We start from the raw sequence: 21,767 nt of genomic DNA, 5'->3' as shown, positions 1-21,767 counted from the left end.
CCATGACCTACCTCACTGTGTACTCCGACGGACCCGCCCCCGAGACCCTCCTGCGGACCGAAGACCAGGCCGAGATCGCCACCACCCTGAAGGAGATCGGCGTCCGCCTGCGCCACTGGGAGATCCGCGACGGCCTCGGCGACGCCACCCAGGACGAGGTCCTCGCCGCCTACAAGGACGAGATCGCCGCCGTCGTCGCCGAAGAGGGCTACATCTTCGTCGACGTCGCCAAACTGGGCCCCGACGCCCCCGCCGACGTGGCGGCCGGAGCCCGCGCGAAGTTCCTTAACGAGCACACCCACGACGACGACGAGGTCCGCTTCTTCGTGGCCGGCTCGGGCATCTTCTACCTCCATGTGGACGGCAAAGTGAACGCCGTCTTCTGCGAGCCGGGCGACCTGCTGAGCGTGCCGAAGAACACCACCCACTGGTTCGACATGGGCACCAGCCCCCACTTCACCGCCATCCGCTTCTTCCACGACGACGACGGCTGGATCGGCGACTTCACCGGCGACCAGATCTCCTCGCGCATCCCCGACTACGACACGATCGCCGCCGAACGCGCCGCCTAGCCACTGATGACCTCGGCCACGCCCCGCAGCGATCTGGCCTTGACGATCACGGCGTTCCGGTCGGTGCCGGGCCTCAGCCGCAGGGCGAACGACTCGGCCATGCTCTCCGGCACGGCGGTGTGGGCAAGCTCGGGAGAATCGCCGGCGAACTCCCGGTAGGCCCGCTGACGATCAATGAACCACATCGCGGCCACCTGCGGCATCGCCGCGAGCTCCCGCTCGATCGCCGTCCTGTCGTCCTCGGTGGCCCCCCGGCCGCCGAGGACCGGGTCGCCCTGGTCGCAGCGGGCCCAGGGCGCACCCTCCACGCAGAGGAACACGACGATCTCGAACCCGCTCACGGACACCATCCGGAACGAGGGCCCGTCGTCCCGGTCGAGCCGGGTCACCAGTGCCGTCACGACCACCGCGGCCACCGCCGCGGCGATCAGCGCCAGCACGACCTGACCGCGCCGAGCCGGATCAGCCGAGGTCAAGAAGCTGTTCGTAGAAGCCCCCGAAGCCGCGCTCGGCGTCGACCAGATGGACCTCCAGGATCCAGTGGGCGACCCGCCCGGCCTTGTCGGTGCGCCGCATCGGAGTCGAGTTACCCGCGGCGATGTACGACTCGATGTCGTCGGCGTCGATCTTCTCGTGCGGGAACTCCCCCACGAGGTGACCGGCGTGGACGTGCCCGAGGATCCAGCCGCGCTCACGCGCCAGCCGGTCGACCTCGGCGAACAGCCGGGCACCGGTCATGCCGGGATCGGCGGCGAAGAACGCGCGCCCCGCCTCGAAGATGACCGGCAGATCGCCGGTGAGCCGGTGCTTCACCGGGTCGTCGCCGAGGACGTAGGTGCGCCCGAGATCGGCCTCGAACTCCTCGAAGATCGGCCCGAAGTCGCAGAACAGGATGTCGTCGGCCTCGACCTCACGGTTGGGCGGATTCTCCCGGTAGGGGAACAGCGTGTTCGGCCCCGACCGGACGATCCGCTTGTGCCAGTGGCGGGTGGTCCCGAACAGCTCGTTGGCCAGGTCGCGGATGGCGTCGCTGATGTCGCGCTCGGTCAGGCCGGGGAGGATGAGGTCACGCTTGACGATCTCGTCGAACAGGATGATCGCGTTGGCCTGCGCGTTCAGCAGCCGCTTGGCCCGGAACTCCTCGGCGGTGGCGGCGTCGACGTACACCCACGCCTTCTCCCCCGACCGCAGGTCGGCCTTGACCCGCAGGTAGTCGTCGACCTCATAGGCGTCGGCCGCAGCCAGATCCTGGTCGGTGAGCGCGAACACCATGCCCTCGACGGCGTCGTCCGCTCCATCGGACGGAACGGCGACGGGGTGCTCGTCGCTCCCGCTGTCGGCGACGACCGACGGGTCGGTGATCTTCACCGTCTCCAGGCGGAACCCGAGCAGCGCGTCGGACCGCCCGTCGAGCTCCCGACCGAACCGGGCGAGCTGGACCTGCGGGAGGCGCAGGGTCCCGTAGGAGAAGAGCAGATGGTCAGACAAGCGAACCCCCCGTGACGGCACGACCTGGCAACCGCAGGATATAGCGCGCTATTCGCGGCAACATGTGTGCTGGTGATCGCCCTCCGCGAAGCCGTGACAGACCCATTCGCGCCCGCTATCCGATGATGCCTTGACCTCGTCACCTCCGCATTTCACGCTCGAAGACGTGAAGGCCTTCACCGTGTCACGCACCACCGCTGCAGTGGCCATCGGGGCAGGCTGGCTGGCCTGGCTTCCGTTCGCCTACGCCGGGCTCACCCGCCTCACCGACTGGACCGATTTCGCGGCGCCGATCGTCATCGGCGGCGTCCTCGTCCTTCTCGCGGCCCTCGGCTGGTCACGAACCGACCCGGCCCATTGGGTCTCCTGGCTGGCCCTCGTGGTCACGGTCGCCAACATCGGCGCCCTCGGATGGACCGGCGGCGGCCGACTGGGCGGCGTCGCGGTCGCACTGGCCGGGGTGCTCCCGAGCCTGCTGATCGCCTGGGGGTTCATCCGGCTGTGGCCGACCGCACCGATCATCAAAAGGCTGCCGACCCGATCGGGTTGAACAAGCGGTCGATCGTGTCGTTCAGAGGGTCTCCCGGCAGAGCGCGTCGAGCGCCTCCGCCGAGTGCGTCCCATGATCGGCCTGCAAAGTGATCAGGTGCTGCCCCGGCGACCCCGCCAACGCGAACACCTCGCAGTTGACCGTCAGTTCCCCCACCAGCTCATGCCGGAACCGCCGCGCCCGGCTGGGCTCGACCTGCACGTCATACCGAGCCCACGCCTCCCGGAACTCCGCGCTCTCGTCCGACAGCTCCTCGATCAACCCCGTGATCCGGGGATCACGCAGGTTCCGCCCGGCCATCGCACGGAAATGGGCCACCTTGGTCCGCGCGGTCGCCTCCCAGTCGCCGTAGAACTCCTTGACCACCGGGTCGAGGAACATCGCGCGGAGGGTGTTGTTGCCGACCTTCGTCCTCCGCTTCAGGCCGTGCGAGTAGAAGGCCGTCGCCGACGGGTTCAGGGCCACCACCTCCATGAACTGGTCGATCACGAAGGCGGGGGTCCGGTGCCAGCTGTCCATCAGCCGGATCAGGTTCGGGCTGATCTGCCCCGCCGAAGCGTCCTCCGGGTCGGCGGGGAGGTCGCCATGCGCCAGCGTGTAGAGGTGGGTCAGGGCGTCGGCGCCCAGGCCGAACACCTCCGCCAGAGCCGCGATCACCTGGTCTGAGGGATGCCGTTCGCGGCCCTGTTCCAGGCGGATGTAGTAGTCGGTGCTGACGCCGATCAGGGTCGCGACCTCCTCGCGGCGGAGGCCGGGGGTGCGGCGGGATCCGGCGTCCGGGAGGTCGGGAGGGGTGGCCTCGCGCCGGGCCCGGAGGAACTCGCCGAGCCTTCTGTCGTTGTCCACGCGTCCACTCTATGACCGTTATGTCTGTTTTATGGCTGGGTGTACCACGGCCACCCTCGCTCGGGCGATCCGTCCTACGTTCGATTCCATGAACAGCAGCATCGAGGCGGACACCTGTCTGCGGCGGCTCATGGACGGATGGCACGACGTGCCGGTCCTGCTCTGTGATCCGGTGATGAACGTGCGCGCGGCCAACGACCTGGGGGCGGCGCTGCTGGGCGGGCTGCGGTACAACGACAACCTGTTCAGGCTGGTCTTCCTCGACCCCGAGGCGGGCTACTTCTTCACCGAGTGGACGCACATCGCCGCCGCCGCGACCGATCTCCTGCACTCCATCGTCGCCCAGGGGGATCATCCCGGCCTGGACGCCCTGCTCCGTGAACTCTCCGAACGGAGTGAGGACTTCCGGCGGATCTGGGCGGGGCACGACATGTCGTCGGACGCCCGCCGGGTCAAGCGCCTGCGCCACCACCTCGTCGGCGAACTGACCCTCTTCTGCGACGTGCTCGACGTCGTACGCCTGCCCGGACATCACGTCCTCGCCTTCCAGGCCGAACCGGACAGCCCTTCCGAGCAGGCGCTCCACCTCTTGGGCACCCTCGCCGCCAGAACCGGAGGTCGACCGTGACCATCGCCCACTCATCCCGATCCATCCGCACACGTTGCACCACGACCGCCTCACTCTTGGTCCTGACCGTTCTGGCCATGCTGATCACGGTGGCCGTCGCGGAAGCGGGGCTGCTCCAGGAATACGACCTGGAGGTCGTGCTGATCGGCTTCGGCCTGGTGCTGACCGCCGGGGCGGGGGTGGCCACCTGGTGGGTCGTCGGCCGCGCACTGCGGCCGATCAGGGCCTTCCGGGCCCACATCGACAAGATCACCGCGAACGACCTGGGGTGCCGATTGCCCATCCCCTCGGGGGGTGACGAGTTCGCCGAGCTGGCCCGGGCGGCCAATCTCACCTTCGCCCGGCTGGAGGAGGCGGTCGTCCAGCAGCAGGGGTTCGCGGCCATGGCCTCGCACGAGCTGCGTAATCCGATCGCCGGTCTGCGGGCCGAGCTCGAGGACGCCCTCGACCACCCCGAGGACACCGATCCGGCCCACAGTCTGCGCGCGGCCCTGGCCACCGTCGACCGCCTGGACACGATCGTGGCCGACGTCCTGGCTCAAGCCCGCCTGGACGCCGCGGGCGGCACCGCCCCGCACGAGCTCATCGATCTGACCGGCCTGCTCGTCCAGGAGGCCGACCGCATGAACAGGGTGATCGGCGCGATCCCGGTCAGGCTCGACGCCGCGCCCGACGTGTGGATCTTCGGGTCGCGCATCCAGCTCGTAAGGGCGCTGGCCAATCTCGTCGGGAACGCCCGGCGGCACGCCGTCTCCTCGGTCGGGCTCAGTCTGACCGTCACGGCCGACGAGGCGGTCATCGCCGTGACGGACGACGGCGCGGGGATTCCGCCCGCCGACCGTCAGCGCGTCTTCGAGCGGTTCACCCGTCTGGAGGACGCCCGCCGCCTCGACGTGGGCGGCAGCGGCCTCGGCCTGGCGATCACCCGCGACATCGCCGGCCGCCACGGCGGAAGCCTGGACCTGGAGGACTCGGCGGTGGGCGCCCGGTTCGTCCTGCGGATATCGCGCATCATGGTGCTGCAGTAACTACTCATATGGTGATGAAATGGACAGTAACAACCTCCTTGGCGACTTCCTGCGCGCCCGACGTGAGGCCACCAGTCCAGCCCAGGCGGGCTTCCTGCACGCCCCCTCGCGCCGGACGCCGGGGCTCCGGCGCGAGGAGGTGGCCATGCTCGCCGGGGTGAGCGGTTCCTATTACGTCCGGCTGGAGCAGGGGCGCGAGCGCAACCCCTCCGCCCAGGTGCTGAGCGCCCTGGCCCGGGTGCTGCAGCTGGACCCCGACGCCACCGCCTACCTCTACTCGCTCGCCCACCCGTGGGCGCGCCCGCAGGTGGTGACCGGGGTCATGGAGCAGGTCAGCCCCAGTCTGCTGCGCCTGGTGAACCTGTCGCGGCACGCGCCCGCGCTGGTGCTGGGCCGCCGCTTCGAGGTGCTGGCCGCCAATCCTCTGGTCGAGGCCCTGTACGAGGGCATGGGATGTCTCGACAACTGCACGCGCATGATCTACCTCGGTACGAACGCCGCCGACTTCTACCCCGACTGGGAGAAGGCCGCCCGCGCCAAGACGGCCCAGCTGCGCACCGCCGTGGCCGCCGACCCCGACGACCCCTACCTGCTCGACCTGGTGGCGGAGCTCACCGCCCACAGCGCCGACTTCCGCCGCATCTGGGCCCTGCACGAGGTGCAGACGCGCGGCAACGAGGTCAAGGAACTGCGCCATCCCCGGTTGGGAGACCTCACCCTCTCGTGGGAGGTGCTCTCGGTCAGCGGCACCGGCCAGAAGTTCGTCGTCCTGGCCGCCGACCCGGACAGCCCTTCGGACCAGGCCCTGCGAGAGCTGGCGGCGAGCCTCAACGAGGCCGCGGTTCCGGCCGCAGGTGGCCCAGGTCGTTGAAGAACAACAGCGCGGGTGGACGATCGGCGCCGTAGCGGATGCAGGTCAGCCCCGTGTTCCCGGAGTTCAGGCCGATCCAGCGCGCCTTCGGGGCCTCCAGCGCCGCCCGTACGAGCCAGGCGATCAGGAACCCGTGGGTGATCACCAGCTCGGTACGCGGTTCGTCGGTGACCCCCGTGAAAGCGGCCTCGGCCTCCCGGGCCAGCGCCGGGCCGACCTCGCGGTCCTCCTCGGGGAAGGCGTCGGGGCCGGGGAACCAGGGCACGTAGTCGCCCGCCGCCTCCGAGACGTGCACGGGCACCCCGGGCAGGTGCGCGGCCACGATCGACGCCGTCTGCGCCGCCCTGGGCAGCGGGCCGTGGTGGATCACGTCGATGGGGAGATCGCGCAGCCGTTCGCCGAGCAGCCGGGCCTGGTGCCGGCCGTTCTCGGTCAGGGCGGTCTCGTCGGGGGTCGCCTCGCCGTGCCTGGCCAGGTAGAGAAAACGCATCCCCGGATACTGCCAGAAGCCCTCTGTCAAGCCCGAGTCAAACGGCTCGCCCTACCCACAGCGCGGGGGCGGCAAAAGCACCAGTCTTGACTTTCTCGGCGGATCCCGAACGTGTCTAGAGAAGTGCCGTCGCCGACAGCCGGTAGGAGCCGTTTCGCAGGGCTGTGACCTGCGGTTTCATCCCTCTATTCGGACGGGATTCGACCGCATTCCGATGGTCACGAAACGGTAACACCGATGCTTTGTTGAGATGTTAACTATCTGTGTCAAGTGTCTTGACTACTCTCGGATCTGCCTGAATTGGTTTCGGAATCGGAGAAAATCCCGATGGAACCCCTGCACCTGTACTCCCGCCCAGAGTCAACCCCATGAGCGCGTCGCCGAAGTCGGAGCCGGCCATTCTCCGCAGCCGTGCGTACGCCAGCACCCACCCCCTGCCCAGCCCCGCACTGCTGATCGACCTCCCCACGGTCGCCGCGGCGTACCGGGCTCTCGCCGAAGCGTTCCCCCGCGCCGGCATCCTCTACGCGGTCAAGGCCAACGCCGCACCAGAGATCATCTCCACCCTCGCCGAACTCGGGTCGGGCTTCGACGTCGCCAGTATCGGCGAGGTCGAGCGCTGTCTGTCCCGCGGTGTACCCGGCCGCTATCTGAGTTACAGCAACCCCGTGAAGAAGGCCTCGGACATCGCCGCGGCCTACCGGCTCGGGGTGCGCACCTTCGCCTTCGACAACCCCCGCGACCTCGCCCACATCGCGAGGGGGGCGCCCCGGTCGAACGTGTTCTGCCGGATCGCCGTCAGCCCGCCCGACGCGGTCATGCCGTTCGGCGGCAAGTTCGGATGCGACCCCGACGCGGCCCCCGGGCTGCTCGCCGACGCCCACGCCCAGGGACTGCGCCCCCTCGGCATCACCTGGCACGTCGGGTCGCAGCAGTGCAACCCCGACGCCTGGGACGTCGGCATCGCGGCGGCGGCGAAGATCGCGCTGCAGCTCGAACCGGCCGGCATCACGTTACCGATGATCAATATCGGCGGCGGCCTGCCCATCTCGTACGGGCCCAGCACGGCCTTCGGGAACCGGTCGGTGACCGAGATGTTCGGGCAGGCGGTCGACGCCTCGATGAACCGTCACTTCGGCAGCCGCAACCGGCCGCGACTCGTCCTGGAACCGGGACGGGCGATGGTCGGCGCGGCCGGGATCATCCGCGCGGAGGTGGTGACCGTCAGGGAAGGGCGGGCCGCCGACCTCAGGCGCTGGGTGTTCCTGGACGTCGGCCGCTACAACGGCCTGGTCGAGACGGAACGCGAGGCCATCGCCTACCGGCTGCGCACCCCCGGCGTGACCGGCCCCACCGGCCCCGTCGTGCTGGCCGGCCCGACCAGCGACGGCGACGACGTGCTCTACCAGCGCACCGGCTACGAGCTTCCCCTGTCGCTGGCGCCCGGCGACGTGGTGGAGATCCTCGACGCGGGGGCGTACACCTCCAGCTACTCCTGCGCCGCCGTCAACGGGCTGCCCGCGCTCCCGACGTTCTGCGTGGAGGAGCGATGACGGTCGCCATGGGCGAGTTCGCCGGATGCCACGTGCTGGCCGAACTCAGAGGGGTCGAACCCGGCCTCCTCGACGACCTCGCGCACCTGGAGGTCACCCTCAAACGGGCGATCGTCGCGTCGGGCGCGACCATCCTGGACATGACCTCCCACCGGTTCGAGCCGCAGGGGGTCACGATCCTGGCCCTGCTGGCCGAGTCGCACGCCTCCCTGCACAGCTACCCGGAGCACGGCGCCGTCTTCGTCGACGTGTTCACCTGCGGCACGTCCGACCCGCGCATCGCGGTCGAGCTGCTCACCCACGAGCTCCAGCCCGGCAGGGTCACCGTCCAGGTGATCCACCGGGGCAACACGTCTCCGGAGGTAACCGCATGATCACCATCAACGGCACCACCTGGGTCGCCGAGCCCATCGCCGACGGCATGGAGCGCCTCTGGCGGGTCGACGAGGTCATCCACAGCGCGAGCACGCCGTTCCAGACGCTCGACTTCGCCCGCACCGCCCACGGCATCACCCTCTTCGCCAACGGCGAGCGGCAGAGCAGCGAGCAGACCCAGGAGGTCTACCACGAGGCGCTGACCATCCCGCCGGTGCTTCTGGCCGACAGGGTGGACCGATGCCTGGTGATCGGGTCGAGCGAGGGCGTCGCCTGCCAGATGCTCGTCGCCTGCGGCGCGACCGTGGTCGACCACGTCGACATCGACGAGGAGGCCGTGCAGCTGTGCGCGAGCCGGTTGCCGTACGGCTACACCGAGAAGGAGCTGAAGGCCGCCGAGACCGGTGAAGGACCGATCCACGTCCACTACGAAGACGGCTACGCCTTCGTCGAGGCCGCCGTCGAAGCCGGCCGGACCTGGGACGTCATCATCGTCGACCTCCCCGACGAGACCGACGGCGGTGACGCCCAGCACGACCGCCTCTACAGCTCCACGTTCCTCAACCTGTGCGCGCGGGCCCTCGCCCCGGGTGGCGTCATCTCCACCCAGGCCGGATGCCCGACGATGTGGCGCCAGGCCACCCTGCGCCGCTCGTGGCACAACTTCATCGCCGCGTTCCCCACGGTCGTCTACTTCGGATCGGCGGCACACGAATGGGCCTTCATCAGCGGACGCAGGGACAAGGTCGACCAGCCGCACGGCGTGATGGCGAAGCGGCTCCGCACGCTGTCGTACCGACCGGCCAGCATCGACGTCCCGACCCTGGACGCCTCCCTCACGCCTCCGCTGGAGGTCCGGGGAAAATACCCGAAGCCCTGGCGCCGCCGCCCCTTCGGGGGCCCGTCGCCCCGGTCATGACACTGACCGTCGGGGGAGTGAACGCGGTCCTCTGGCTCCCCGAGAACTGAACCGAAGGGCTCCGGACCAGATCCGGGGCCCTTCTCCGGTCTTCGCACGATCCGCACGAAAAGACCCCACACAAAGATGATCACGCGTCTGAACAGGGCATCAGTCGGGCCTCAAAGCATGTGCGCGGATTTCAGCGCGGCACGATCCTGGCGTGACACGGCACAAGGCCGCGTCTCCTTATCTCGAGGAGGCTTCATGGGTCGGCCACGCAATGGGTCGAGCCTACGGACAGGTCCTTGGCAGCCCTGATCGCATGGATCCATGCCCGCTTGGACGAGTCCGGTGTGACCTACACCCAGCTTGCGCGGGTGCCGGCCTATGACCGCTCCTGGATCTCTCGCTCACTCGACGGACAGCGGGTGCCCAACTGGCCGGTCGTAGAGGCGGTGGCCACCTACTGCGGCGCCTCGGTCGCGAAAGCCGACCGGAGAGACACCTAAAGCGAGGTCTAGGGCGGGAAACCAAAACCCTCACGACCGTTAGCGGTGGTGAGGGTTCGAATGAGGTTCTGTGGTGCCCCCTGCAAGATTCGAACTTGCGCTCCCGGCTCCGGAGGCCGGTGCTCTATCCCCTGAGCTAAGGGGGCTCAGGAACGACTTCAGGTTACCAGTACTCCAGCCCCTCTTCGCACACCGTTATCCGACGCGCCCGGGCACACATCCCCCGAAAACCCCGCGCCACCCGCCCCTCCCGGGTAGCCTCGCGCCCGTGGGTGAGGTTTTGGGACGCGTACTGGTCGTGGACGACGACGAGGTCATCCGGCAGCTCATCGCGGTCAATCTGACGTTGGAGGGCTTTGATGTCTATACAGCCTTCGACGGACAAGACTGCCTTGATCGGGTCAAAGAGGTCGATCCTGATGTGATCACCCTCGATGTCATGATGCCGCGGCTCGACGGGTGGGAGACCGCCACCAAGCTGCGCACCGACCCGGCCACGACCCACATCAAGGTCGTCCTGATCACGGCCAGGGCCCAGGAGGACGACAAGCGCAGAGGTCTCGGCATCGGCGTCGACTCCTACCTGACCAAGCCCTTCGACCCGGCCGAGCTGATCCAGGTCGTCAGAGACCTGGCCGCGACGGCCCGAAGCCGATCCAGGTCCCAGGAGATCTGAGACTCTCCGGCCACACGAGGTCGGTCCGGTCTCGCGAGATCCGAGACCCTCGGTCGGCCCTGTTCCAGGAGGTCACAGTTCCCGGAAGACCTGTGACCCCCGGCCTCCTCGGTCAACCGGTTCCAGGAGGCCGTTCCCGGCCGGTTCGGTCGTGGGAGCCCACGCGAGGCCCGTTCCCAGGCGAGCCCCTCGCTCAACCGGTCCCAGGAGGCCACTCGAGGCCCGTTCCCGGGAGACCTGAGACCCCTTGGCCCTTCGGTCAACCGGTCCCGGGAGGCCACCCCGGTTGATCAGGTCCCGAGAGGCCATGCGAGGTCAATTCGGTTTCAAGAGACCACGCGAGGCCCGTCCCCAGGAGAACTGCGGCCCCGGGCCCTCGCTACGAGCCCTGGCCATCGATGATCTGGCCCTATCGTCGATGCCATGACCTTCGAGCTGGCCCTCTGGTACGAACCCGAACCCATCTCCAGGGAAGACGCCAGAGACCTCTACCCCAAGGCCCAGATCCCCCCGGACACCAGCCGCCAACTCGCCGCCGCCCTCCCAGGCGCCACCGTCGACGGCGCCTTCGTGATCGCCCCCGACGACCTGACCGACGAGGTCGGCAACGCCGCGTTCGCGTTCGCCCGGGAGCACAACCTGGTCTGCTACGACCCCCAGCGCCACCTGATCCACAACCGCGAACCCCTCGGCGCCTACCGCGACGTCCAGCTTCACACCGGCGACGGCATGGTCGTCCACGACCCCGATCTGAACCTGGTCAACGACGTCCTGGAGACGCTCTCGCCAGAGAACCCGTTCATGGCGCTGGTCGTCTACGGGCACCATTTCGTCCAGGTCTCCCCCGGTTACGAGGTCGACTTCAAGGAACAGGGCGTCATCAGGAGTACCACCACGACCGACAAGGCGGAGGTCAGGAAGATCGTTCTGCTCTATCTGGTGGGTGACCGGTCGTTCCTGGACGCTCATGAGTGGACGGTCCGGGGGTAGTGCCCGGGGCATGGATCTGCGTACCGATCGGGTCGGGCTGCTCCTCGACCAGCTGGAGAACTCCGTCACCATCACCAAAGCCCGCCTTGAGGGCCTGACCGACGACGAATATTTCTGGGAGCCGGCGCCGGGCAACTCCTGGACCGTCCGGAGAAGGCTCGACGGCGACGGGAACGTCTACGGCAAGGGCGACTGGATCGCCGACTTCGCGCTCCCCGAGCCCTTTCCGCCGCCCGTCACCAGCATCGCCTGGCGGATGGCCCATCTCATTGCGGGGTTCACGCTGCGGTGGGACTGGACGTTCGGTGACCGCAGGCTGCTCTTCGACGACCTGGAGATCCCCCACACGGCCGACGACGCCCAGAAGCGGCTCTGGGAGATCGTCGACCGCTGGATCGAGGACGTCGACCGGCTGACCGAGGGCCAGCTCGACACCGTGGGGTTCAGCCAGTTCCCGGCGGGGCTGGACCCCACGCTGCCGTTCATCGGGATCGTGTGGTGGCAGAACCGCGAGTTCGTCCACCACAGTGCGGAGGTTTCGCTTCTGCGTGATCTCTATCGGGAGAACGTGAACCAGTTGAGGTTCACGAAGTCGGCCGGCTGACCGCTGCTGAAGGTGATGTAGACGGTCTGGGTGCCCGAGACGGCCGAGATGTTCGCGGGGACGGTGGTCCACGACTGCCAGCCGCCGGTGTTGCCGACCGAGAGCTGCCCGATCACGGTGCCGGTCGGGCTGCCGAGCCTGACCTGGACGAGCCCGCTGACTCCCCCGGCCGCGCCCGACGCCACCCGGGCGTTGAACTGGGTCTCGCCGGTGAAGTTGACCGAGTAGCGCAGCCAGTCGCCGTTGGAGATGTAGGCGACGTTCTGGCCGCCGCCCGAGTCGGTGGTGGTCTCCAGCTGGGTGCCCTGCTGGGCGTTGTACGACTCGGCCTGGATCTGGCCGCCCGTGGGCGGCGGGGTGGTGCCGGCGCCGCTCTGGTAGACGGCGACGTAGTCGACGACCATCGGACGGCCGCTGACGGTGGCGGCGGTCGGGGTGCCGAAACCGGCGACGCCGTTGGGGAAGCCGCCGCCCATCGCCACGTTGAGCAGCAGGAAGTAGCCCGCGTGGCTGGTCATGTTGTTCCAGGTCGTCGCGTCGAACTGGTTCTGGCTGAGGGTGTGGTAGTTGACGCCGTCGACGTACCAGCGGAACTGATTGGGCGTGATCGAGCGGTCCCATTCGAATCGGTACGTGTGGAACGCCGACTGGCAGGAGGATCCGGGGCACGTGCGGAAGGCGCCGAGGCCGTTGGTCTCGTTGCAGTTGCCGCCGGGGGTGACGCCGCAGTGGAGGACGCCCCAGACCTGGTTGATCCCGTTGACGTTCTCCATGATGTCGAACTCGCCGATGCCGGGCCAGTTCCAGTAGTTGCCCCGGTAGGGGGCGCCGAGGGCCCAGAACGCGGGCCAGTAGCCGAGGGCGGCGTTGCCGGTCACGTTGGGCATCTGGATGCGGCCTTCGATGCGCAGGATGCGTCCGGCGGCGGGCTTGAAGTCGGCGCGGCGGCTCTCGATGCGGGCGGAGGTCCAGTTGGTGCCGCTGCCGATCGGGGTGATGCGGAGGTTGCCGCCGCCGTCGAGGCTGAGGTTGCTGGTGCTGGACGTGTAGTTCTGGATCTCCCCGGTGCCCCAGTTGCCGGGGCCGCCCGGATAGCCGTGGCCGGTGTCGATGATCCAGTTGGCCGACGAGGGCAGGGTGTTCGCCGCGCCGTTGAAGTCGTCGGACCAGACCAGAGTCCAGCCCGAGGGGGTCGCCGGGACGGCGGCGTTGGCGACGCCGATGCAGAGCACCGGCGTCAGTAACGCGGCTATCCACCCGATCAGAGAGCGTTTTCCGACTCGTGGGGTCGCCATCAGGAACCTTTCGAGAGGTGGGAAGTCGCAGCGCCGCGTGTCGATTTCCGCTACTGTGCGCCCGGCTTCACACATCGGTCAAGGCCCAGAGTGAAGATTCTAGAGAGCGCTCTCAACGTTCGGACTCTGAACACGCGCGAGCGCTCCGAGCACCCCCGCGCGTTCCCCCAGTTCACCCTTCACCACGGTGACCGCGCGGGCCGCGCTCGGGATGGCCAGCCGCCCGACCACGGTCATGATCGGCTCGATCAGCAGCGGACCCGCCTCGGCCAGCGCGCCGCCGATCACCACCAGGCCCGGGTTGAGGATGTTGCACAGGCTGGCCACCGCCACGCCCAGGTGACGCCCAGCGTCGGCGATCACCCGGCGGCAGCCGATGTCGCCGCCGTGGGCCAGTTCGACCAGCCGCGACACCGTGACCTGCCCATGAGTGGGCCGGACCAGGTCGATGAGCTGCTGGCCGCCCGCGAGCGTCTCCAGGCAGCCGCGGTTGCCGCAGCGGCACAGCCGCCCGTTCTCGTCGATCGTGATGTGGCCGAGCTCCCCGGCCGTGCCGGTCGCGCCGCGGTAGAGCCGTCCGTTGATCAGGATGCTCGCCCCGACCCCCGTGCCGATCTTCATGTACGCCACCTCGCCCCGCCCCTTGGCCGCGCCCCACGTGGCCTCGGCCAGGGCTCCGAGGTTGGCGTCGTTGTCGACCACGACCGGCACCCCGAGACGTTTCCCCAGCTCGGCGGCCGGATCGACGCCGGCCCAGCCGGGCAGTATGGTGCTCGACCCCATGATCCCCGTCTGCGGGTCGATGGGGCCCGGTAAACCGAGCCCGACAGCCTTGATCTCGGTACGGCCCACTCCCGCGCGCCCCAGCAGTCCGATGATCAGCCGTTCGGCCGCCGACAGCCCCTCGTTGGCCCTGGCGCCCATGTCGAACGGGATCGCCTCCTCGGCCAGCACGCGGTGCGACCGCTCGGCCAGCGCCACCCGCAGGTGCGAGTGCCCGAAGTCGACGCCTGCCACGAGGCCGGTCTGGCGGGCCGGGGTGATGAGGTGGCGACGGCCGCCGGCCTGGGAGATCTCCACCAGCCCGGCGTCGCGCAGCTCCCTGACGATGGTCGAGACGGTCGCCGGGGACAGGCCCGTCTGGCGGGCGAGCTGGGCCTGGGTGAGGGAGCCGGATTTGCGCACCGTCTCCGTGATCAGGCGGCGGTTGGTCTCCCGAAGGGCCGTCAGCGAGTTGGCCATCAAATGATCTCCCTTGTTCAGGGATTGAACGTACACCTCTTGACGTTCACATGGAACGGGTGTTTTCTGAACAGAGAGCGCTCTCACTCGGTGGAAAGGGGCAGATATGGCCCCGCGCACGTTCAAGGTCATCATGGATGGAGAGGGGAACTACTCCCTCTGTCCGGCCGATCACGCCATCCCCGACGGATGGGTCGCGACCGGCGTCGACGGCGTGTTCCAGGAACACCTCGACCGCGTCGCCACACTCTGGGGTGTGGACGGCACGATCATCTGAAGCGGTAGGGTCCGCCCGTGGCCTTCATCCGCGTCGAGACGTCCGTGTCCGCTTCACCCGAGCTCATCTGGGACGTCATCCGCGACGTCGGCGCCGTCCACGAGAGGCTGCTGCCCGGCCGGGTCGCCGACACGAAGATCGAAGACGGCCGCCGCTACCTCACCTTCCCCGACGGCAACGTCGTCACCGAGTTGATCGTCTCCCTCGACGACGACGCCCGCCGGTTCGCCTACGCGGTGATCGACGGCGCCCGGCCCCCTTTGGTCCACCACCACGCCTCGTTCGAGGTCCGGCCCGACGGCACCCTGGTCTGGACGGCCGACATCCTGCCCGACACCGCCGCAGGTGAGGTCGAGATCCGGATGCGCTACGGCGCCGCCGAGATGAAGACCGCGATCGAGGGCGCTACGCCGACTCCCTGATCACCAGTTCGGTCGGCAGGATCACCGACGACTCCCCCGAGGTCAGCAGCAGCTTGGCGAGCTCCCGCCCCATCCGCAGCGTCGGCTGCCGGACGGTCGTCAGCGGCGGGTCGGCGTAGGGCGCCGACGGGATGTCGTCGTAGCCGATCACCGCCACGTCGTCGGGCACCCGGCGACCGGCCTTGCGGAGCGCCTGGAGCGCGCCGAGCGCCATCATGTCGGAGGCCGCGAACACCGCGTCGAGCGCGGGGTCGTCTTCGAGGAGCTGGTTCATGCCGTCGAAGCCGCTGTCGCGGGTGAAGTCGCCGATCGCGATGATCGACCGCCGCCCCGAGTCACGCAGCATGGTGCGGTAGCCGGTGAGGCGGTCGATGCCGGCCACCATGTCGGGCGGCCCGGCGATGGTCGCGATCCGCCTGCGGCCCGAGTCGAGCAGGTGCCGGACCGCCGACTCGGCGCCTCCGACGTTGTCGATGTCCACGTACGGAAGAGAGGAACCCGTCAGGGGCCGCCCGCTGCACACGACCGGGATGCCCCGGCGGGCCAGCGCGGCGGGCAGCGGGTCGGCGCCGTGCATCGAGGCGACGATCACCCCGTCGACGTGACCTGACGTCGTGTACCGCTCCACGCGTTCGTGGCCGCGCGACGATCCGGCCAGCATCAGCACGACCTGTTTGTCGGCGGCGTCGGCCTCCAGCGAGACCCCGCGGATGATCCCGGCGAACGTCGGGTCGTCGGAGAAGACGCGGATCGGCGGCTCGGAGAAGACCAGCGCGATCGAGTCGGCCCGCTGGGTCACCAGCGAGCGGGCCGCCTGGTTCGGCACGTAGCCGAGCTCCTCGACCGCCCGCTGCACGGCCACCCGGATGTGCTCGGCCACGGTCGTCGAGCCGTTGACGACGCGGGAGACCGTCGCCCGGGACACACCGGCCCGGGCGGCGACCTTCTCCAGGGTGGGTCTGCTCACGCCAGCCCGTTCCGGCGGATCACCTCGGAGTACCACTTGGCGCTGTCTTTGGGCACCCGCTCCATCGTGGCGTAGTCGATGTAGACCAGGCCGAAGCGCTTGTCGTAGCCCCAGGCCCACTCGTAGTTGTCCAGGAAGCTCCACACCAGGTATCCGCGCAGGTCGACGCCCTGGGCGATGGCGTCGTGGGCGGCCCGGAAGTGGGCGTCGAGGAATTCGGTGCGCCGCCTGTCGTCGACTCGGCCCCCGATGAGCGTGTCGTCGAAGGCGGCGCCGTTCTCGGTGATCATGAGCGGCACGCCGGGGTAGTCGCGGGACAGGCTCACCAGGAGTTCGGTGAGGCCCGCGGCCTCGATCGGCCAGCCCATGGCGGTCTTCGGACCGTCGGGAACGGGGAACCCGATGCCCTCGCTGCCCGGGAAGACCGGGTTGGCGGGCTCGCCGGGGCGGGGTTCCGTGTAGGTCGGGTTGTAGTAGTTGACGCCCAGCACGTCGATCGGCTGCCCGATCAGCGCCAGGTCGCCCTCGTGGACGAACGACCAGTCGGTGAAGCGGGAGGCCCGCGCGACCACGTCGGCCGGGTAGACGCCGCGCAGCACCGGGTCGAGGAAGATCCGGTTCATGATGCCGTCGGGCACCGCCACGGCGTCGGGGTCCTCACCCCGGATCGGGGAGAGGGCGTGGGTGATGCTGATCTGCTTCGCGCCGAGCGCGCGCAGTTCCCGCACCGCGAGCCCGTGGCCGAGGAGCAGGTGGTGGGCCGCCGCGAAGGAGGCGCCGATGTCGGTACGCCCCGGCGCGTGGATGCCGGCCGCGTAGCCGAGGAAGGCCGAGCACCACGGCTCGTTCAGGGTCGTCCAGTTCTCGATGCGGTCGCCGAGGCGGCGGTAGACGGCGGCCGAGTATTCGGCGAACCGCTCGGCGGTCTCGCGGTTGGTCCAGCCGCCGCGATCCTCCAGGGCCTGTGGCAGGTCCCAGTGGTAGAGGGTGACGTAGGGGGTGATGCCGGCCTCGTGGAGGTCGTCGACGAGGCGGTCGTAGAAGTCGAGGCCGCGCGGGTTGACCGGGCCGCTGCCGCTGGGCTGGATGCGCGGCCAGGCGACCGAGAAGCGGTAGGCGGCCATGCCGAGCGAGGACATCAGCGCGACGTCGTCGCGGTGGCGGTGGTAGTGGTCGCAGGCGACCTCGCCGGTGTGCCCCTGGAAGACCTTGCCGGGGGTGGCGCTGAACGTGTCCCAGATGCTCGGCCCGCGACCCCCGTCGCGGACGGCTCCCTCGATCTGGTACGCGGCGGTCGCGGTGCCCCAGACGAACCCCTGCGGGAATTCCAGGACCTCGGCCTCCCTGGCCAGATCCGCCGACACAGCCATGCTGTCGCCCCCACCCATCCGGCCCCCGTTGTGAGAGCGCTCTCAGCAAGCATCCCGGCAAGTCGGCCCCCATGTCAACGCGAGGGGTTTATCACACGTTTCTCCGGTGACGGGTGATGGTCCATTGACTCGGACTTAACTCCGAGTTAGCGGCCGACACCTGAGAGCGCTCTCTAAAGCGGCCCCTCGCACCGGCACCGGCGGCGATCCCGGCCGGGCGGGAACCCGCCCCTCCGGCCGCGCTCCAGGGCGGCCCAGGGCGCCGATCCCTACCGCCCGGCGGGACACCGCGATCAAGATCATCGGGGTCCACCGGGCGGCCGACGTTCCGGAGGGACCGTCCGGAAGCAGCGCCGGAACGAAAACCATCGATCCTCAGCGCCGCATCTATTTGTTTATCCATGCGGAGAAATTCGTACTCACGGCGGGGTGACCGAATCGGAACACAACCGTGGTCGCGCTCCCACCACCGTCCTCATAACGTGTCCTCCGATGAGGCGTAGGGCGCTGATCGCCGGGAATGTGACGTTCGGCCACCCTCCCGGTCACCGGCAGCGACGTCGATAGAGAGCGCTCTCCCGATTATCGGAACTGTCCAATTCACAATGAGGTAACCGTAATCTCACATGGATTGACACGCCGTCGTAACCGGGGTGAAGCTTCCGGAATCGCTCTCTGATGAGAGTTCATGGAAGAACTTTGGAGGAAGGGTCCATGTCGCTCCTCTCACGACCCGCCCGTTTGTCCGCCATCGCGGCAGGTTTGGGCTTGGCACTCGTGGCCACCGGCTGCGGGAGTTCTGACGGCGGCGACACCGCCGCACCGAGCGCGAGCGCGGCCGGTGGTGGCGAAGCCGCCTCCGCGGAGTGCGCGCCGTTCACCGAATACGGCAAGTTCGACGGCACGACGGTGAGCATCTACTCCCCGATCCGCGACGCGGAGGCCGACCTGTTCGAGCAGGCCTGGAAGCCCTTCGCCGACTGCACCGGCATCAAGATCTCCTATGAGGGCACCGGCGAGTTCGAGGCCCAGATCCAGGTGCGTGCCGACGCGGGCAACCCGCCGGACATCGCCTTCTTCCCGCAGCCCGGCCTCCTTGAGCGCTTCGCCAAGGCCGGCAAGCTGAAGCCCGCCACCGACAAGGTCAAGGGCCTGGCCAACGAGAACTGGTCGCCCGACTGGGTCAAGTACGGCACCGTCGACAACGTCTTCTACGGCGCCCCGCTCGGCGCCAGCGTGAAGTCGTTCGTGTGGTACTCCCCCTCGATGTTCGCCGAGAAGGGCTGGACCGTCCCCACCACGTGGGCCGACCTGATGACCCTGACCGAGACGATCGCCGCCTCCGGCATCAAGCCCTGGTGCGCCGGCATCGAGTCGGGCGACGCCACCGGCTGGCCCGCGACCGACTGGATCGAGGACGTCGTCCTCCGCGACCTCGGCCCCGAGGGCTACGACCAGTGGGTCGGCCACGACATCCCCTTCAACGACCCCAAGCTGGTCACCGCCGTCGACAAGGTCGGCGCGATCCTGAAGAACGAGAAGTACGTCAACGGCGGCTACGGCCCCGTGAAGTCGATCGCCTCGACCGCCTTCCAGGAGGGCGGCGTGCCGATCACCGAGGGCCAGTGCGCCCTGCACCGCCAGGCCTCCTTCTACGCCAACTTCTGGCCCGAGGGCACCAAGGTGGCCGAGGACGGCGACGTCTTCGCGTTCTACCTGCCCGGCAACGACGCCTCGACCAAGCCGGTGCTCGGCGCCGGTGAGTTCGTGGCCGCGTTCGCCGACCGTCCCGAGGTCCAGGCCGTCCAGGCCTACCTGGCCGGTGGCGACTTCCCGAACCGCCGCATGGCGCTCGGCACCTACGTCTCGGCCAACAAGAAGGTCGACGTGAGCAAGGCCGCCAACCCGATCGACAAGCTCTCCATGGAGATGCTGCAGGACCCGAGCACGGTCTTCCGCTTCGACGGTTCCGACCTGATGCCGGCCGCGGTCGGCGCGGGCACCTTCTGGAAGGGCATGACCGACTGGATCAACGGCAAGGACACGAAGTCGACCCTCGACTTCATCGAGGCCTCCTGGCCGAAGAACTGACCTGAGGACCCCTGCCCGGCCCCGGAGCCACGAGCTCCGGGGCCGGGCACATCCGCACCCGGGAGACCTTCCTCATGGACTTCTTCTTCGATTTCTCCGCCGAGGCGCCCAAACTCCTCCAGCTGCTGATCGGCGTCATCGCGTTCCTGGCCTTCGTCGGCCTCATGCTCCTGCTCCTCGACCGCGCTCCCATGAAGGAACGCTCGTGGGGGCACTCACTCCTGCTGCTCGGCCCCGCGCTGGTGCTGCTCGCGATCGGCCTGGTGGTCCCCGGGATCCGGACCACCCTGTTGTCGTTCATGAACGGTGACAGCAGCGAGTTCGTCGGCCTCGAGAACTACGCCTGGATGTTCACCCAGCCGGAGTCGCTCACGGTCCTGCGCAACACCCTGATCTGGGTGCTGCTGGTGCCGGCTCTGGTCACGGCCATCGGTCTCGTCTACGCCGTGGTGGTCGACAAGTCCCGCTTCGAGGCGGTGGCCAAGTCGCTGGTGTTCCTGCCGATGGCGATCTCGTTCGTCGGCGCGGGCATCATCTGGCGGTTCGTGTACGCCTACCGTCCCGTGGAGGCCGACCAGATCGGCCTGCTCAACCAGTTCGTGGTGTGGCTCGGCGGCGAGCCGCAGCAGTGGCTGCAGAACGCCCCGACGAACACACTGTTCCTGATCCTCGTGGTGGTCTGGATCCAGGCCGGCTTCGCGACCGTGGTCCTCTCGGCCGCGATCAAGGGCATCCCGGCCGAGATCGTCGAGGCCGCCCGCCTCGACGGCGCCAGCCCGATGCAGATGTTCTTCCGGGTCACGCTCCCCTCGATCCGCCCCGCCCTCGTGGTGGTGCTGGTGACCCAGTCGATCGGCACGCTGAAACTGTTCGACATCGTCCGCACGATGACCGGCGGCCAGTTCGACACCAGCGTCATCGCCAACGAGATGTACAACCAGGCGTTCCGCTACGGCGAGGCGGGCAAGGGCGCGGCGCTGGCCGTGTTCCTCTTCGTGCTCGTGACGCCCATCGTCGTCTACCAGATCCGCTCGTTGCGGCAGCGCCGGGAGGCCTGAGATGACCACCATCGCCCCTGGCGTGGCCGCCAAGACCCAGCCGAAGACCTCCGTCGGCCGGGTCCGCAAGAGGCTGACCAGCCGCACCGCGAGCCTGGTCGCGATCGTCATCGCGGTGCTCTGGACGACCCCCACGTTCGGCCTGTTCCTGTCGTCGTTCCGTCCGGAAGACGACATCAAGGGCTCCGGCTGGTGGACGTTCTTCAGCAACCCCGCGCTGACGCTCGACAACTACAAGGAGGTGCTGTTCGGCAGTTCCTCCTCGTCGGGCCGCCTCGCCAGCTTCCTGATCAACTCGATCGTCATCACGATCCCGTCGGTGCTGTTCCCGCTGGCGCTGGCCACCTTCGCGGCCTACGCGCTCTCGTGGACGAAGTTCCGGGGCCGCGACTGGGTCTACATCGGGATCTTCGCCCTCCAGGTCGTGCCGCTGCAGATGGCCCTGGTGCCGCTGCTGTCGTTCTTCTCGCAGGGCGTGGAGGTCTTCGGCATCACCCTGATGCCGGCCTGGAACCTCGAAGGCTCGGCCCAGTTCATCCAGGTCTGGTTCGCGCACACCTGCTTCGCGCTGCCGCTGGGCGTGTTCCTGATCCACAACTTCATGTCGGAACTGCCCGGCGAACTGATGGAGGCGGCCCGCGTCGACGGCGCCACCCACGGCACGATCCTGCGCAAGGTCGTCCTGCCGCTGGTGGCCCCCGCTCTGGCGGCGTTCGGCATCTTCCAGTTCCTGTGGGTCTGGAACGACCTGCTGGTCGCGCTGATCTTCTCGGGCGGTACCGCCGAGACGGCCCCGATGACGGTACGGCTGGCGCAGATGGCCGGGACCAGAGGAAACGAGTGGCAGCGCCTCACCTCGGGCGCGTTCGTTTCCATGATCATTCCGTTGATCGTGTTCCTGTCGATGCAGCGTTACTTCGTACGCGGCCTCTTGGCCGGAAGTGTGAAGGGCTAGGGGCGATAT

General features: G+C 68.7%; 25 protein-coding genes and 1 tRNA gene. 17 read left to right on the top strand and 9 right to left on the bottom strand.

Annotation, left to right across the window (positions count from 1 at the left end):
• Positions 1–2 precede the first annotated feature (2 nt).
• Complete coding sequence (locus ACYQ78_RS18470; RefSeq protein WP_459802080.1) at positions 3–572, top strand: 1,2-dihydroxy-3-keto-5-methylthiopentene dioxygenase; 570 nt, start codon at positions 3–5, stop codon at positions 570–572.
• On the opposite strand, the gene ACYQ78_RS18465 is transcribed toward ACYQ78_RS18470, so the two are convergent.
• Both ACYQ78_RS18465 and ACYQ78_RS18460 read right to left on the bottom strand, forming a co-directional pair.
• Positions 569–1,048, bottom strand: a complete 480-nt coding sequence (locus tag ACYQ78_RS18465) for a permease-like cell division protein FtsX (RefSeq protein WP_459802079.1) — start codon at positions 1,046–1,048, stop codon at positions 569–571. The genes ACYQ78_RS18470 and ACYQ78_RS18465 overlap by 4 nt on opposite strands.
• A complete protein-coding gene (locus tag ACYQ78_RS18460; protein ID WP_459802078.1) occupies positions 1,035–2,060 on the bottom strand; it encodes a M24 family metallopeptidase in 1,026 nt (341 codons plus the stop codon). Before ACYQ78_RS18460 ends, ACYQ78_RS18465 begins: the two co-directional genes overlap by 14 nt.
• A gap of 130 nt (positions 2,061–2,190) precedes the next feature.
• Between ACYQ78_RS18460 and ACYQ78_RS18455 the strand changes: the two genes are divergently transcribed.
• Entirely contained in the window at positions 2,191–2,610 is a 420-nt protein-coding gene (locus ACYQ78_RS18455) for a hypothetical protein (protein WP_459802077.1), read from the top strand.
• A 21-nt stretch (positions 2,611–2,631) separates the two neighbouring features.
• On the opposite strand, the gene ACYQ78_RS18450 is transcribed toward ACYQ78_RS18455, so the two are convergent.
• Positions 2,632–3,456 carry a helix-turn-helix transcriptional regulator gene (locus tag ACYQ78_RS18450; protein WP_459802076.1) on the bottom strand — a complete coding sequence of 275 codons (825 nt, stop codon included), beginning with the start codon at positions 3,454–3,456 and terminating at the stop codon, positions 2,632–2,634.
• An 88-nt stretch (positions 3,457–3,544) separates the two neighbouring features.
• Here ACYQ78_RS18450 and ACYQ78_RS18445 point away from each other — a divergent pair, with 88 nt between their 5' ends.
• From ACYQ78_RS18445 to ACYQ78_RS18435, 3 genes are all read left to right on the top strand, one after another.
• The gene (locus ACYQ78_RS18445; protein ID WP_459802075.1) at positions 3,545–4,084 is read left to right on the top strand and encodes an MmyB family transcriptional regulator; all 540 of its coding nucleotides are present in this window, start codon (positions 3,545–3,547) and stop codon (positions 4,082–4,084) included.
• A gap of 77 nt (positions 4,085–4,161) precedes the next feature.
• Positions 4,162–5,112 carry a HAMP domain-containing sensor histidine kinase gene (locus tag ACYQ78_RS18440; protein WP_459802074.1) on the top strand — a complete coding sequence of 317 codons (951 nt, stop codon included), beginning with the start codon at positions 4,162–4,164 and terminating at the stop codon, positions 5,110–5,112.
• 19 nt (positions 5,113–5,131) lie between these two features.
• Positions 5,132–5,983 (top strand): helix-turn-helix domain-containing protein, encoded by an 852-nt coding sequence (locus ACYQ78_RS18435; protein ID WP_459802073.1) that lies wholly within the window; start codon positions 5,132–5,134, stop codon positions 5,981–5,983.
• On the opposite strand, the gene ACYQ78_RS18430 is transcribed toward ACYQ78_RS18435, so the two are convergent.
• The gene (locus tag ACYQ78_RS18430; RefSeq protein ID WP_459802072.1) at positions 5,940–6,473 is read right to left on the bottom strand and encodes a histidine phosphatase family protein; all 534 of its coding nucleotides are present in this window, start codon (positions 6,471–6,473) and stop codon (positions 5,940–5,942) included. The two genes, ACYQ78_RS18435 and ACYQ78_RS18430, sit on opposite strands and share 44 nt — an antisense overlap.
• Positions 6,474–6,841: 368 nt before the next feature.
• Here ACYQ78_RS18430 and ACYQ78_RS18425 point away from each other — a divergent pair, with 368 nt between their 5' ends.
• From ACYQ78_RS18425 to ACYQ78_RS18410, 4 genes are all read left to right on the top strand, one after another.
• Positions 6,842–8,026 (top strand): type III PLP-dependent enzyme, encoded by a 1,185-nt coding sequence (locus ACYQ78_RS18425; RefSeq protein ID WP_459802071.1) that lies wholly within the window; start codon positions 6,842–6,844, stop codon positions 8,024–8,026.
• Positions 8,023–8,400 carry an adenosylmethionine decarboxylase gene (gene speD / locus ACYQ78_RS18420; protein ID WP_459802070.1) on the top strand — a complete coding sequence of 126 codons (378 nt, stop codon included), beginning with the start codon at positions 8,023–8,025 and terminating at the stop codon, positions 8,398–8,400. Before ACYQ78_RS18425 ends, speD begins: the two co-directional genes overlap by 4 nt.
• Positions 8,397–9,320 carry a spermidine synthase gene (locus ACYQ78_RS18415; RefSeq protein WP_459802069.1) on the top strand — a complete coding sequence of 308 codons (924 nt, stop codon included), beginning with the start codon at positions 8,397–8,399 and terminating at the stop codon, positions 9,318–9,320. Before speD ends, ACYQ78_RS18415 begins: the two co-directional genes overlap by 4 nt.
• Before the next feature lie 320 nt (positions 9,321–9,640).
• Positions 9,641–9,811 (top strand): helix-turn-helix domain-containing protein, encoded by a 171-nt coding sequence (locus tag ACYQ78_RS18410; RefSeq protein ID WP_459802068.1) that lies wholly within the window; start codon positions 9,641–9,643, stop codon positions 9,809–9,811.
• A 71-nt stretch (positions 9,812–9,882) separates the two neighbouring features.
• On the opposite strand, the gene ACYQ78_RS18405 is transcribed toward ACYQ78_RS18410, so the two are convergent.
• Positions 9,883–9,957 (bottom strand) — tRNA-Arg (locus ACYQ78_RS18405).
• A gap of 122 nt (positions 9,958–10,079) precedes the next feature.
• Between ACYQ78_RS18405 and ACYQ78_RS18400 the strand changes: the two genes are divergently transcribed.
• The 3 genes from ACYQ78_RS18400 (at position 10,080) to ACYQ78_RS18390 (ending at position 12,081) form a co-directional block, all read left to right on the top strand.
• Positions 10,080–10,487, top strand: coding sequence for a response regulator transcription factor (locus tag ACYQ78_RS18400; RefSeq protein ID WP_459802067.1), 408 nt, complete (start codon positions 10,080–10,082; stop codon positions 10,485–10,487).
• A 423-nt stretch (positions 10,488–10,910) separates the two neighbouring features.
• Positions 10,911–11,477, top strand: coding sequence for a hypothetical protein (locus ACYQ78_RS18395; RefSeq protein WP_459802066.1), 567 nt, complete (start codon positions 10,911–10,913; stop codon positions 11,475–11,477).
• Positions 11,478–11,487: 10 nt separating this feature from the next.
• Entirely contained in the window at positions 11,488–12,081 is a 594-nt protein-coding gene (locus ACYQ78_RS18390) for a DinB family protein (RefSeq protein ID WP_459802065.1), read from the top strand.
• On the opposite strand, the gene ACYQ78_RS18385 is transcribed toward ACYQ78_RS18390, so the two are convergent.
• Together ACYQ78_RS18385 and ACYQ78_RS18380 are read right to left on the bottom strand one after the other, a co-directional pair.
• On the bottom strand, positions 12,033–13,376 hold the full coding sequence (locus ACYQ78_RS18385; protein ID WP_459802064.1) for a glycoside hydrolase family 16 protein: 1,344 nt from the start codon (positions 13,374–13,376) through the stop codon (positions 12,033–12,035). The genes ACYQ78_RS18390 and ACYQ78_RS18385 overlap by 49 nt on opposite strands.
• Positions 13,377–13,475: 99 nt before the next feature.
• Positions 13,476–14,618 carry an ROK family protein gene (locus tag ACYQ78_RS18380; protein WP_459802063.1) on the bottom strand — a complete coding sequence of 381 codons (1,143 nt, stop codon included), beginning with the start codon at positions 14,616–14,618 and terminating at the stop codon, positions 13,476–13,478.
• Between the two features lie 106 nt (positions 14,619–14,724).
• On the opposite strand from ACYQ78_RS18380, the gene ACYQ78_RS18375 reads away from it, so the two are divergent.
• Together ACYQ78_RS18375 and ACYQ78_RS18370 are read left to right on the top strand one after the other, a co-directional pair.
• Positions 14,725–14,895: an MbtH family NRPS accessory protein gene (locus tag ACYQ78_RS18375; RefSeq protein ID WP_459802062.1), complete on the top strand. Its 171-nt coding sequence runs from the start codon at positions 14,725–14,727 to the stop codon at positions 14,893–14,895.
• 17 nt (positions 14,896–14,912) lie between these two features.
• The gene (locus ACYQ78_RS18370) at positions 14,913–15,317 is read left to right on the top strand and encodes an SRPBCC family protein (RefSeq protein ID WP_459802061.1); all 405 of its coding nucleotides are present in this window, start codon (positions 14,913–14,915) and stop codon (positions 15,315–15,317) included.
• Here the strand turns inward: ACYQ78_RS18370 and ACYQ78_RS18365 are convergent.
• Together ACYQ78_RS18365 and ACYQ78_RS18360 are read right to left on the bottom strand one after the other, a co-directional pair.
• Positions 15,301–16,284: a LacI family DNA-binding transcriptional regulator gene (locus tag ACYQ78_RS18365; RefSeq protein ID WP_459802060.1), complete on the bottom strand. Its 984-nt coding sequence runs from the start codon at positions 16,282–16,284 to the stop codon at positions 15,301–15,303. The genes ACYQ78_RS18370 and ACYQ78_RS18365 overlap by 17 nt on opposite strands.
• Positions 16,281–17,654 carry a GH1 family beta-glucosidase gene (locus tag ACYQ78_RS18360; protein WP_459802059.1) on the bottom strand — a complete coding sequence of 458 codons (1,374 nt, stop codon included), beginning with the start codon at positions 17,652–17,654 and terminating at the stop codon, positions 16,281–16,283. The genes ACYQ78_RS18365 and ACYQ78_RS18360 overlap by 4 nt, the downstream gene beginning before the upstream one ends.
• Positions 17,655–18,431: 777 nt before the next feature.
• On the opposite strand from ACYQ78_RS18360, the gene ACYQ78_RS18355 reads away from it, so the two are divergent.
• The 3 genes from ACYQ78_RS18355 (at position 18,432) to ACYQ78_RS18345 (ending at position 21,758) form a co-directional block, all read left to right on the top strand.
• Entirely contained in the window at positions 18,432–19,745 is a 1,314-nt protein-coding gene (locus tag ACYQ78_RS18355; protein WP_459802416.1) for an ABC transporter substrate-binding protein, read from the top strand.
• 74 nt (positions 19,746–19,819) lie between these two features.
• Positions 19,820–20,803, top strand: coding sequence for a carbohydrate ABC transporter permease (locus ACYQ78_RS18350; protein ID WP_459802058.1), 984 nt, complete (start codon positions 19,820–19,822; stop codon positions 20,801–20,803).
• Position 20,804: 1 nt separating this feature from the next.
• Positions 20,805–21,758 (top strand): carbohydrate ABC transporter permease, encoded by a 954-nt coding sequence (locus tag ACYQ78_RS18345; protein ID WP_459802057.1) that lies wholly within the window; start codon positions 20,805–20,807, stop codon positions 21,756–21,758.
• Positions 21,759–21,767 lie beyond the last annotated feature (9 nt).

This window comes from Herbidospora sp. RD11066, from assembly GCF_054661255.1.
The sequence above is the reverse complement of the archived record's forward strand: the minus strand, read 5'-3'. Positions and strand labels throughout refer to the sequence as shown.